Source organism: Sulfurimonas xiamenensis, assembly GCF_009258045.1.
GTDB lineage: Bacteria > Campylobacterota > Campylobacteria > Campylobacterales > Sulfurimonadaceae > Sulfurimonas > Sulfurimonas xiamenensis.
Genome location: NZ_CP041166.1, coordinates 1,427,231 through 1,439,767, shown reverse-complemented (window position 1 = coordinate 1,439,767; position 12,537 = coordinate 1,427,231). Strand labels below are relative to the sequence as shown.

10 protein-coding genes are annotated in these 12,537 nt (G+C 33.6%); 7 read left to right on the top strand and 3 right to left on the bottom strand.

Features of this window, described 5'->3' with window-relative positions; translation table 11 throughout:
• From FJR47_RS07250 to FJR47_RS07220, 7 genes are all read left to right on the top strand, one after another.
• On the top strand, nucleotides 1-531 hold the full coding sequence (locus tag FJR47_RS07250; RefSeq protein WP_241690989.1) for an LPS assembly lipoprotein LptE: 531 nt from the start codon (nucleotides 1-3) through the stop codon (nucleotides 529-531).
• 53 nt (nucleotides 532-584) lie between these two features.
• Nucleotides 585-1,733: a bifunctional folylpolyglutamate synthase/dihydrofolate synthase gene (locus tag FJR47_RS07245; protein WP_152299780.1), complete on the top strand. Its 1,149-nt coding sequence runs from the start codon at nucleotides 585-587 to the stop codon at nucleotides 1,731-1,733.
• The gene (locus tag FJR47_RS07240; protein WP_152299779.1) at nucleotides 1,726-2,673 is read left to right on the top strand and encodes a M23 family metallopeptidase; all 948 of its coding nucleotides are present in this window, start codon (nucleotides 1,726-1,728) and stop codon (nucleotides 2,671-2,673) included. The genes FJR47_RS07245 and FJR47_RS07240 overlap by 8 nt, the downstream gene beginning before the upstream one ends.
• Nucleotides 2,674-2,732: 59 nt before the next feature.
• On the top strand, nucleotides 2,733-5,723 hold the full coding sequence (gene mfd, locus FJR47_RS07235; RefSeq protein ID WP_152299778.1) for a transcription-repair coupling factor: 2,991 nt from the start codon (nucleotides 2,733-2,735) through the stop codon (nucleotides 5,721-5,723).
• A complete protein-coding gene (locus FJR47_RS07230; protein WP_152299777.1) occupies nucleotides 5,723-6,532 on the top strand; it encodes a TIGR00282 family metallophosphoesterase in 810 nt (269 codons plus the stop codon). Before mfd ends, FJR47_RS07230 begins: the two co-directional genes overlap by 1 nt.
• Before the next feature lie 81 nt (nucleotides 6,533-6,613).
• Nucleotides 6,614-7,288, top strand: coding sequence for a response regulator (locus FJR47_RS07225; RefSeq protein ID WP_152299776.1), 675 nt, complete (start codon nucleotides 6,614-6,616; stop codon nucleotides 7,286-7,288).
• Nucleotides 7,282-8,676 carry a sensor histidine kinase gene (locus tag FJR47_RS07220; RefSeq protein WP_152299775.1) on the top strand — a complete coding sequence of 465 codons (1,395 nt, stop codon included), beginning with the start codon at nucleotides 7,282-7,284 and terminating at the stop codon, nucleotides 8,674-8,676. The genes FJR47_RS07225 and FJR47_RS07220 overlap by 7 nt, the downstream gene beginning before the upstream one ends.
• Here the strand turns inward: FJR47_RS07220 and FJR47_RS07215 are convergent.
• Genes FJR47_RS07215 through FJR47_RS07205 form a run of 3 tightly spaced genes read right to left on the bottom strand, consistent with a single transcriptional unit; the run spans nucleotide 8,673 to nucleotide 12,474 of the window.
• A complete protein-coding gene (locus tag FJR47_RS07215) occupies nucleotides 8,673-10,337 on the bottom strand; it encodes a DNA polymerase III subunit gamma/tau (RefSeq protein WP_152299774.1) in 1,665 nt (554 codons plus the stop codon). The two genes, FJR47_RS07220 and FJR47_RS07215, sit on opposite strands and share 4 nt — an antisense overlap.
• A gap of 53 nt (nucleotides 10,338-10,390) precedes the next feature.
• Nucleotides 10,391-12,151: a GGDEF domain-containing protein gene (locus tag FJR47_RS07210; protein ID WP_152299773.1), complete on the bottom strand. Its 1,761-nt coding sequence runs from the start codon at nucleotides 12,149-12,151 to the stop codon at nucleotides 10,391-10,393.
• Between the two features lie 41 nt (nucleotides 12,152-12,192).
• Complete coding sequence (locus FJR47_RS07205; protein WP_152299772.1) at nucleotides 12,193-12,474, bottom strand: hypothetical protein; 282 nt, start codon at nucleotides 12,472-12,474, stop codon at nucleotides 12,193-12,195.
• Between the last annotated feature and the right edge of the window lie 63 nt (nucleotides 12,475-12,537).

Sequence of the window (12,537 nt, the reverse complement as noted above, 5' to 3'; positions counted from 1 at the left end):
TTGAAACTGTTTTATAATATTAAAATCTTTTTATTACTATTTTTAGTTTTCATCATATTAAGCGGTTGCGGGTATAAACCCAGTGCTAAATTTTCTCGGGATGTATTAGGAGAGAAGATAAGCACAAGCGTTATAATCTCTGTGCAAGATCCTGAAAATACAGTTGTAATAAAAGATGAGATTGATAGAGCAGTTGTAGAAGTTTTCCAGGCGTCGCTAGTAAGCAGATCAGTATCAGATACGCATTTGGTAATAAAAATGAATGAACCTAGTTACGCGCCAATTACCTATGATGTAAATGGTTATATAACAGGCTATCGAATGAGTGTTGTGTTAAATATTGAAAAATACACAAACGGCTCTTCAAAAAATTATACCACAAGAGGGTTTTATGATTTTTCAGTAGCACCAAATGCTATAGTTACTGATCAAGATAGATTTGAGGCTATTGGATTTGCTGCACAAAGAGCTATTAAATCATTTGCAGCTCAAGTTTCTGCTGAAGGAGCAAGAGCTGAAAAACAGCAGTAACTAAAGTTAATCAAAATAAAGCAAAAAAATTCGAAAGAAAGAATAATCTATAAATGACACTACAAGAGTATTTAAATACTAAACCGCTCTATTATGAGAAGATTGATTATACTCGTATGCCGCGAGTATATGAAAAAATTAAATCATTTTTAAATCATCCTAAGATAATTCATATAATTGGAACAAATGGAAAAGGCACAACCGGCCGTTTTTTGGCTAATGCTTTGTACTCAATGGGTTTTAGTACAGGTCATTATACATCTCCGCATATTTTAGAGTTTAATGAAAGAATATGGAAAAATGGTAAAAATGTAAGTAATGCAGAGTTGGAAGAGGCATATGCAGAGCTTCAAAAAATTTTGAGCAAAGATGATGCATCTTCACTTAGTTACTTTGAATACACTACACTTTTAGCAGTGATAATTTTTAAAAAGTGTGATTATATTATAATGGAAGCTGGCCTTGGCGGAGAGTTTGATGCAACTGCGGTATTTGCTAAAACATTAACACTTGTAACTCCTATCGCATATGACCATGAAACTTTTTTAGGCTCAGATATAGAGCAAATAGCTGCTACAAAATTAAATGCAATTCAAAACAATGCTATATTGGCTATGCAAAACTACAAAGATGTTTATAAGGTTGCTGATAAATTAAGTAGTGAAAAAAAACTCAATATTTACAGAGTTGAAGAGCTTTTAAGTAGTGCAGATAAGCAAAAAATAGAAGAAATTTCAAAAAAACTCTCTCTAGTGCCGTATTTAATAGAAAATTTATCATTAAGTATAGCTGCATTGAACTTTTTAAAGCTTGAATATGCAGCAGCAAATTTCCAAAATCCGCCTCTTTTTGGAAGAGTGACAAAAATAAATGAAAATATAATAGTTGATGTGGGGCATAATGTCTTAGCGGCAAAAAGCTTGGTGAACGCCCTAATAGGAAACAAATATATTGTGATTTATAATAGTTACAAAGATAAAAATTACAAAGAAATCTTATCAATACTTAAGCCAATTATTTTGCAAGTGGAGATAATTGTTATACATGATCAAAGAGCTGCCAAAATAGAGGATATTCAAAGCACTTTAAATAATTTAGAGATAAAACATACTATTTTTCAAGAGATAAAACCCGGATATAAATATTTGGTTTTTGGTTCTTTTAGTGTTGTTGAAACATTTTTAAAGAATTATTATGAATAACCATTTTACTATTACAATAGAGGATGATAGAGGTGTAAAAGAGTTTAATCTTCATAAATTTATAAAAAAAGTTATCTATTATGCTCTTCTATTTATAGGAACTTCTGCTTTTATTGCCGTGGGGACAATTTTATACTTAAATTATACAGTAGAAAAAATAGAATTAAAACGACAAAATATGCAAAAAGCGTATCTGGCGCTTAAAGAAAAAAACAGAGTATTAGATGAGAGCATAAAAGAAACGCAATTATCTCTTATCGATAAAAAAAGAGAACTTGCGGAGGTTTCAGAATCACTTTCTGAGATAGAGACATTAATTGGTTTGACTCCCGCAGCAGAGATGACGCTTGCCGAGAGAGTGAATTTAACAAAGTTAAATTCTGAACATATGACAACGCTTATGCAGTTTGTGCCAAGTGGTTCTCCTGTAGAGTATAAAGGAATTACAAGCAAATTTGGTTATAGAGTACATCCTATATTAAGATCAAAAGAGTTTCATCGAGGCATCGATTTGCGAGCAGCGATTAATACCCCTGTTTACGCAACAGCTGATGGAATTGTTGAATGGGCGGGTTATCATAAGAAGAGCGGCTTCGGCAATCTCGTGATTCTTCAGCATAATTATGGCTTTAGAACTTATTTTGGGCATTTAAACAAAATTGTGATAAAATCAGGAAAATTTGTAAAAAAAGGTGATTTGATTGCATATACCGGCAACTCAGGTAAAAGCAGCGGTCCACATCTTCATTATGAAATCAGATTTATTCAAAGAGCGGTTAATCCTTTGGAATTTGTAAAGTGGAGTCTTAAAAATTATAAAGATATATTTGAAAAAGAAAATAAAATACCATGGCACTCTTTAATAGAAGCTACCGTTTATATAAAAGTTTCAAACCCGACACAATCACTGCCATCATTACAAATGGATTTACAGCAGTAACATGATTGAATGGTTGCAAAATATAATAATTTTAATAAAGATTGGTATAAATTAAATTAATGTCACAAAATACACTTTTCCAATACTATAAAACTGATAAAAAACAAGATTTAGAACTCTTGATCTGTCAAGACTCCAAAGAAGCCCATGAACTTGAAAATGTAGCAAAGTTTTTTAAGCAGGATGTTCTGGTTTTTCCCGATTTTAGAGCTGCTTTTGGAGATGATTTAAGAGTATACAAAGAGGAGCTTCATCAACTTTTTTCTTGTTTGAGAAGATATTATGCTCTGAAAAAAAAGCCTTTGATTATATCGCCTCTTAAGACACTTTTGTTCTATCTGCCAAATGAGAGTTTGTTTGACTCTGTTTCTTTGGAGTTTGGTGCAAAGATAGAGCTGAAAAAATTTCAGAAAAAGATGCTGTTTTGGGGATACAATTTTGTAGATATGGTGCAAGTTGAGGGGGAGATATCTTTTCGCGGAGATATTATTGACATATATCCGCCTTCAAGTAAAATGCCTTTAAGAATTTCACTTTTTGATGATGAGATAGAGCAGATAAAGTATTTTGAATTAGAATCTCAAAGAACCCAAAAAGACGAGATTGAGAGTATTGAAATAACACCGGCTTTTTACTCTTTGAGCGAGGAAAAGTTTGACAGTTTAAATGAAAAAATCAAACAAAGTGAATTTAACTCTTTAGTCAAAGATATAGCATCTTTGGGTTTATGGTATCTTGGTGACAGCGCCATAAATTTTTTAGAGGGTAAAAACGCAAAATTAGTCAGAAATTTAGATGCTCTTTTGACTGATGCTTATGTGCTTAATAAACCTATGCTCTCAAGAGAGTCTTTTGATCTTGAAATTTTACCGACTTCCGATGATTTTAAAGAGCTGGTCGTAACAGATGTTCACTCTCTTTTAAGAGTGCATAAAGATAAAAAAACAACTATTATTGCTTCAAATGAGGCTGTTGTAAAGCAGGCCGGATTGTTTGATTTAAATAAGATTGAGATAGTTTATGCTCCATATATTTTAAATATTCTCAGTAAAGACGAGCTTGTTATTTCTCTTAATAAACCTCAAAGGGCTAAACGAAGAAGAAAAAGCTCAATTTTGCTTGATGATTTAAAAACGGGTGATTATGTTGTTCATGAAGATTATGGCGTCGGTATATTTGAAACCATAGAGCAGACTGAGATTTTAGGCGGTGTTAAAGATTTTATTGTTATCAAATATGTAGGTGATGATAAAATTTTGCTCCCCGTGGAAAATTTAGATGCGATAGACCGCTATATTGCATCAAGCGGTTCGATTCCTGTTTTGGACAGACTTGGTAAAGGGAGTTTTGGCAAACTAAAAGAGAGTGTTAAAAAAAGGCTTATGGAAATTGCAGGTCAAATAGTCAATACTGCAGCTGCAAGAGAGTTGATTCAAGCTCCTAAGATTAGCATCGATACCAATGAACTAAAAGAGTTTCAAAAACTCTCAGGTTTTGAGTATACGGATGATCAGATACAATCTATAAATGAGATAATTGCGCAGATGAGTTCCGGGCATATTATGGACAGGCTTCTTAGCGGAGATGTCGGTTTTGGCAAAACTGAAGTTGCAATGAATACCATATTTGCAGCATATAAATCAGGTTTTCAGTCAGCTTTTATTGTTCCTACAACACTTCTTTCGGCGCAGCACTACCGTTCACTGCATGAAAGATTTGATGCTTTTGGCATTAAATGCTCAAAACTCGATCGCTTTGTAAGCGCAAAAGATAAAAAAAATATTATTAAAGCTTTGGCAAGCGGAGATCTGGATGTCGTTGTCGGGACACATACTCTTTTTGATCTGGATTTTAAAAATTTGGGCGTTGTTATTATAGATGAAGAGCATAAGTTTGGCGTAAAGCAAAAAGAGAAGATAAAAGAGCTTTATCACAATGTGCATCTTCTTAGCATGAGCGCAACCCCGATTCCGCGCTCTCTCAATCAGGCTCTAAGTTCTATAAAAACGATGTCACAGCTGCTTACTCCGCCAAGCGAGAGAGAGCCGGTGAGAACATTTGTCAAAGAGTATGAAGAAAAATTTATTAAAGAGATTATTTTAAGAGAGATTAGACGCGGCGGGCAGATATTTTATGTTCATAATTCAATTGATCATATGCCGATAAAGTTTGGCGAATTAAAAGCACTTCTGCCGGAGTTGAGAGTCGTAATGCTTCATTCAAAAATTTCAGCAACAGAAACAGAGAAAGAGCTCTTAAAGTTTGAAGCAGGCGAGTATGATTTGATGCTTGCTACCTCTATTATAGAGTCAGGTATTCATATGCCTCGTGTAAATACCATAATAGTTGACGGTGCAGACAGATTTGGAATGGCAGATCTACATCAGCTGCGAGGTCGCGTAGGAAGAGGAAAGATAGAAGGATTTGCATATTTTATTGTAGAAAATAGAGAAAATTTAACAGATGATGCAAAAAAAAGACTTTTAGCTCTTGAGTCAAACTCATTTTTGGGAAGCGGCTCAATTTTAGCATACCATGATTTAGAGATTCGAGGCGGCGGAAACCTGGTAGGCGACGCTCAGAGCGGGCATATTAAAAATATAGGCTACTCTTTGTATCTTAGAATGTTAGAAGATGCTATAAAATTACTGAGCAATCAGGCACAGAGCCAAAAGATAAAGGTTGATATAAAACTCACCATCTCAGCTTATATTTCTGATGAGGTTGTAAAAGAGGATAGACTTCGTTTGGATATCTATAGACGCCTCTCGGCGTGTGAGCAGAGTGTAGAGATATATGAGATACAAGAGGAAGTGATAGACAGATTTGGGGAGATTGATACTCCTACAAAACAGTTTTTTGAACTAATGGTTATTAAACTTTTAAGTCTAGAAAAAAAGATAAAAAGTGTAACAAATTATGGACAAAATATTACATTTACATATATGGATGAGAAAAAAAAGAGCATAAAATCAGACTCCAAAGATGATGATGACATTATTAGAGCAACGCTTCTTTATCTTAGAAACAATACATTAAAGGCAGTATGATGAGAGTGGCATTTATAGGCGATATAGTGGGGAGCCCCGGCAGAGAAATGTTAAAGAGTTATTTGTTAAAAACGAAAGAGGAGTATAAAATAGATTTTGTTATAGCAAATTATGAAAATGCTTCTCATGGTTTTGGGCTAACTACAAAAAATGCAAATGAGATTGTTAGTTATGGTGTTGATTGTATGAGCGGCGGAAACCACACATGGGATAAAAAAGAGATTGAAGCACTTTTTGATACCCATGAAATTTTAAGACCGCATAACTATCCAGATGAGGTAAAAGGAACAGGCTGCAAGGTTTATGATGTAGCTGGGGAAAAACTTGCAGTTTTAAATCTGATGGGTCATTATGCAATGCCATATACAGATAATGCTTTTAAAAAGGCAAAAGAGAGCGTTGAAAAGCTTCATTTAGATGGAGTTAAAAATATTTTTATAGATTTTCACGCAGAAGCAACAAGTGAAAAAAGAGCGATGATGATGCTGCTTCAAGGAAGTGTGAGTGCAATAATCGGAACACATACCCATGTAGGAACTGATGATTTTCAGATAGCAGATTCAACTGCATACTTAACTGATATGGGACTTACAGGATGTAGAGATAATGTAATAGGTATGGATAAAAAAGTACCGCTTAAACAGTTCCTTACAGGTCTAAGAGGTCATTTTGATATTTCAAAAAAGTGTAAAAAAATATTTCAGATAGCTATAATGGATTTCAATGAGGGTAGATGCAACAGCGCTTTTAAGTTAAAAATATTTGATGACGGAAGGGTTTTTAAAACGCAAGCTTGGATTGAAGAGTAAGCGTTTGTTTTATGATTTTAAGTGTAATAAAAAAGAGATTCTTTTTTGATACAATAGTAAAAATAAATTTAGGAACGCTTTATGAGTGCAAAAATTGTTATTGTAGAAGATGAAGAGGATATTCTAGAGCTCATTGAGTATAACTTACAAAAAGAGGGGTATGAAGTTATAGGCTTTTTAAATACAAAAAGCGTAGAGCAGATGCTTGTTGAAGAGGATGTCGATCTTCTTATCATGGATAGAAATCTTCCGGGTGTTGAGGGAAGTGAATTTGTCCAAACTCTTAGAAAAGAGGGTTTTGCAACGCCTGTTGTTTATCTAAGCGCAAAAAATCTTGACTCTGAGATAGAGGAGGGCTTTTTAAGAGGCGCAGATGACTATATAACAAAACCTTTTAATATGAAAGAGTTGATGCTTCGTGTTAAGGCGGTTTTGCGCAGAACTTCTAAAAAAATTGAAGATGGTATTTTAAGCTATAGAGACCTAGTTTTAGATAAGAGTTCAAGGACTCTAAAAGTTGATGGCAAAAATGTAGATGTCACAAAACTGGAATTTAATCTGCTGAGTGAGTTCATTTTAAATAAAAACAGCGTGCTTGATCGCGACTATCTTTTGCAAAATGTTTGGGGCGAGGGCGAAGAGTATCAATATAGAACTGTAAATGTTGCCATAAACAGATTAAAAGAGAAAATAGATCCCGATAAAACAAAAGAGTATATATATACAGTTCGAGGTGTAGGTTATAAACTGTGCTAAAAATACATCAAATATTTATACTAAAATTTTTACTGCTTTTTATAAGTACACTTTTGATTACATCCATAATCAGCTATCTTGCTTTAAAAGATATAATAATACAACACAATAAAAATCATTTAAAACATGCTATTGAGTTTATAGAAATTGAGTTGGAAAATATAGAAAATTTAGATAATTTTGTAATGAAAATCAACAAAAAAACCTCTCTGAGAGTTACAATTGTGGATAAAGATGGTTTTGTCTTGGCAGAATCAAATGCAGATAAAAGTAAAATGGATAATCACGCTTCTAGATTTGAGATAATGCTCTCTAATCGAGAAGATTACGGAGATATAACTAGATACTCAAAGACTGTTAAAACTGATTTTTTATATGTAGCAAAAAAAACTGTATATAAAAATGAGCCGGTTTATGTAAGACTCTCTATGAGTTTAGCGCAGATAATGTATGATTTTTACTCTTTGTGGACAAAACTTTTGTTTGTTTTTTTCATAATTGTAATAATAGCTGCTTTTGTATCTAAAAGCATGAGCCAAAAGGTTCTCTATGATATTGATCAGATTACAAAATATTTAGATGAAGTTTCAAACAAAAACTATAAAGCCATTATAAAAACAAAATATTTTTATGAATTTTTACAAATCTCTTTACTCTTAAAAAATTTAGTAAAAAAATTGAGTAAGAATGAGAAAAAAAAGATAAAAAATATGGCTAAACTAAGGCTTATAAATAAACAGAGAAATGATATATTGTCGGCTATCTCGCATGAGTTTAAAAATCCTGTTGCCTCAATAATAGGATATGCTCAAACTATACAAGGCGATGCAGACATGCCGCAAAACATTAGAGATAAATTTTTGTCTAAAATTAACTCAAACGGTGAGAAGATATCAAAAATGCTAGATAGGCTGGCTCTTTCTGTCAAGCTTGAAAACGGTGATTTGACTATAAATAAAAGCGAATTTGATTTAAAACAGCTATGCAATGAAGTGGCCCTAAACCTTGCAACAAAATATAAAAACAGAGAAGTGATTGTTCAAGTGGATCAAAAGATGATATTTAGCGATAAAACAATGATGGAATTAGTACTTATCAATTTAGTGGATAATGCTTTAAAGTATTCAAGCGGCGATGTTATTATAAAGCTTGAAGGAACTAATCTCTCAGTAGAAGACAGCGGAATAGGAATAAAAGAGGAACATTTAGAAAAAATTACAAATAAGTTTTACAGGGTAGATAAAAACAGCTGGGATAATTCTATGGGAATAGGTTTGGCGATGGTCAAATATATTTTAAAAGCACTCGGTTCTTTGTTGGATATAAAATCAGAGTTTGGCAAAGGTTCAATATTTAGTTTTAATATAAAAGAGATGCTAAAGAGTTAAATTTTTGACTGGATAGTCATTTTTTTAGCTTCAAACAACTCTAATGCTTTTTTTACCATAGGCTCATCTTTGATTTCAAGTGCATCTATTTCTCTTGATGATTCACGACTATCGCACTCTGTAACACAACTCCCGCTTCCGCCAATCTCGGCTTCTTCAACCATAGAAGAAGATTGGGCATAAAGCATTGAGGGCTGCCCTAGATTTGAATCAAGATTCTCTTGTTCTATCTTGTTTTTTTTTTCTTCTTTTGGGTTTGTGCATAATTTATATTTTATTTTTGTTTCAAATCCAAACACCTCTCTTACTAATTGTTTTATAACAGAGTAGCCGTGAGTTAGGATTTTTTTACATGTTTCATCGGCACAGCTCTCCCATGTAAGTGTATTGTTTTCAAAAGAGATAAAAGAGATGCTTTTTTCAAAACACTCCCCAAGTTCAAAATTTCTATCTTTTATTTTGAGGATAAGTTTTGCAAATAGCTCTTTATAAGAGTTTTCTTCTATATTTTGTTTTTGTTTATTCTCTTTATCTTTAGGTTCTGGTAACTTGTCTTCAGAAATTGTGGATGTGCACGATATGGCAGGTCTGTGAATCTCTTTTTGCAAAGACTCTATCATCTGATCTACCTCTTTTATGCGCAATGCTTCTACCATTTTAAAAAAGATAAGCGAGAGTACAAAAGAGCCATCCGCATTTATACTAAAGAGATATTTAGAGTCACTTAATATTCTAAAAAATCTATCAAGAACAAGTGTGGAGAAGAGGGCATCGTCCTCGTACATTCTCTCTTTGAGGTAGGCTATAAGCTCATCTACTACCATTTCAGCTTCATAATCCTCTAAAATCTTAGCAAGCTCTATAAGAGTGTTATAGTCTTTTGCAAAAACTGCACGAAACAGATCAGAGATAAATTTTGGATCAACAAGTCCAAGCATATCTGTGACGGTGCGGACATCGACATGATTTTTTGAGTAGATGATAGCCTGATCCAGTAGCGTAAGTGTGTCTCTAAGACTTCCGTTTCCGCTTCTAGCAAGAATTTCCAATGCTTCAGTTTCATACTTTATACCTTCAAGGTTAAGTATATGCGCTAAATGGTCTGTTATTTTGTTTGCAGCAATTGATTTAAACCGAAAGTGCTGTGTACGGCTTAGAATAGTAGCTGGAAGTTTGAGAGGATCAGTTGTTGCAAGGATAAATTTTACATATGAGGGCGGCTCTTCTAATGTTTTAAGCAAAGCATTAAAAGCCTCTTTTGTAAGCATGTGAACTTCATCTATAATAAAAATTTTAAATCTTGCAGTTGTAGGTTTATACTTTGTCTGCTCTATTAAATCTCTTATATCATCTATTTTTCTCGATGAAGCCCCATCCATCTCTACAATATCCATATGACGATTTTCAAGCGAGAGTAGGCAGTTTTGGCATACGCCGCATGGTTGATGTGTAATTCCCTTCTCACAAATAAGAGCTTTTGCAAAAATACGCGCAGTAGATGTTTTACCGCTTCCCCGAAGCCCAGAAAAGAGGTAGGCGTGAGAGAGTCTGTTTGCATCAAGCGCAAGCGAGAGAGTTTGGGAAATAATCTCCTGCCCAATCAGCTCATCAAAACTTTTCGGTCTATATTTTCGCGCTAAAACTTCTGAACTCTCTCTCACATATACTCTCCATCTTTAGTTGAAGTGATTCTAACATTTATAGGGTTAAAAAATCATAACAGACAACTTATAGAGATGTGGCTGCTCTCCTGTTTTGCAACTTTTTTTTGAAGAGATAGGATGTTGTTTATATAATCAGCGTTTCTTCTGTTTGCATTACTGCGCACTACTAGCACTGAAGCGCTTACGCAAAGAAGAGGAAACCTTTTTTTATTCCCTTCTCTATCCGTGGAGATGATGTAGTTTTTCTCTTTATCCTCTTTTGAGTAGAGTTCTCTTGTGTCATACTCAAATTTTTGTACTATTTTAGAGAGTGCTTCCGTGTACTTCTCTTCATTCTCTTTTGTTGATTCAACGGCTACAAAAAAATCATCTCCTCCGATATGCCCTTTAAAAAACTCTGTAGGCAGGTTTTTTCTTAAAATATCTGCAAAAAGCATAATCGCTCTATCTCCGTTTCTAAAGCCGTATACATCATTAAAGGCTTTAAAATTGTCTAAATCAAAGTAGCATAAAATATAAGTTTTTTCACTCTCTATAATCTCTGAGATAAGTTTTTCTATCATGGAGTTTCCGGGGAGTTTTGTCAGAGGATTTTGCTCCCTTGCATGGATGATATTTTGCTCGCTCATAATTGTAATAATTGCTCTTGCAGACAAAAAACCGTAATATTTTGAGTTGTTTGTAAGGATAATGCCGATGGATTCCGAGTTATTTGAAAATAGCTCAATAATTGTAGATATGTTACAGTTTATCTCTGTTGTTCCGCACGGTTCTATAAGATTTACCAGCTTTGATCTTTTAGCAGCGTTGTTTGTCAGCAGTGATCTTCCATAAGGAGAGTAGATAAACTCCTTAATCTTGTTCTCTTGCAAAATGCCCATCGGTTCGTTGTTGGAGTTTACAATAGTAACAGTTTCTGCTTGAGGATTTTTTTGAAAATGCTTTACGATGTTTTTTATTTCGGTATCAATAGAAAAAGGGGGTGTTTTATTTAAAAAGGTCTCAATTTTGTAACTACTCTCGGTCACTCTTTTCTCACTGTTTAAAATATTTAAAACATGAGGATACTCCTGCGCTATTTCCGATGCAAGCAGAGTCGGTTTTTGGATAAAGTATCCTTGAACGAAATGGCACCCTATATCTCTGCAGGTAAGGAGCTCCTCTTTGTTCTCGATTCCCTCGGCTATAACTTTTATGCCAAGTTGAATCGCTAAATGAGTTATGCTTCTTGCCATAAGTTTTTTTTTCTCATCTTTTTGTATGTCGCTTAGGAAAAACCTGTCTATTTTTATGATGTCTGGTTTGCTCTCATAAAGAAGTTTGTATCCTGAATAACCGACTCCAAAGTCATCTATGGCTATGCAGAAATTCTCGCTTTTATAGTGTTCTAAAACCTCCTGCATCCTTGAGCTGTTTGAGATTTCATGTCTCTCTGATATTTCAAAGCAGATGCTGTTTTTACAGATATCGTAGTGTTTTAAAAGTTTGCCGGTATTTCCATGTTTGAAATTTGGCATCTCAAGGAGTCTGTTGTCAAGGTTGTAAAAGAGTTTTATGTTCTCATGAGCGTTGATAGTTGTAAATTTTTTAAAGGCTTTTTTTCTGAGTTTTAAGTCAAACGAGTAGAGCAGATTGTCTTTATACACAGCATCAAAAAGATCAAAAATGGAGTTGAAACCGACTTTCTCATAGTTTCTAAGAAGTGCCTCAACGGCAAAAATTTTCCCTGTATGAATATTAATAATAGGTTGAAATGCAACATCTAAAGTTTTTAAGTTATGAATCCATTTTTTAGGGAGCTCTAATCTCATAACAGAATAATAATGCTCAATTATTTCATAAATGTTACAGATTAAATCTTACTGTTTTCTTTCTCTTTAGGCTCTTTTTTGGCAAAACCAGCACCTTCTTTTGTTTTGGCTTTTAAATTTAATGCTTCTATGATCTCTTTATAGTCAATATTTGCATCTTTCATTGATGCAAAACATGCGGCAATTACAGCTATGGTATTTGGTATCTCTTTTTTCTTTTTGTATGCTTGAATATTTTTTTCGCTCACTTTTATAAGTTTACTAAATTTAGGCAGGCTTATATCTGCGTCAAGAAGTAATTTTTTAAAATCAATAAATGTCATATATCTTCTTTTTTGTAAATTAATATGAAATTATAACATATCTCTATATTTTCTTGACAAAGA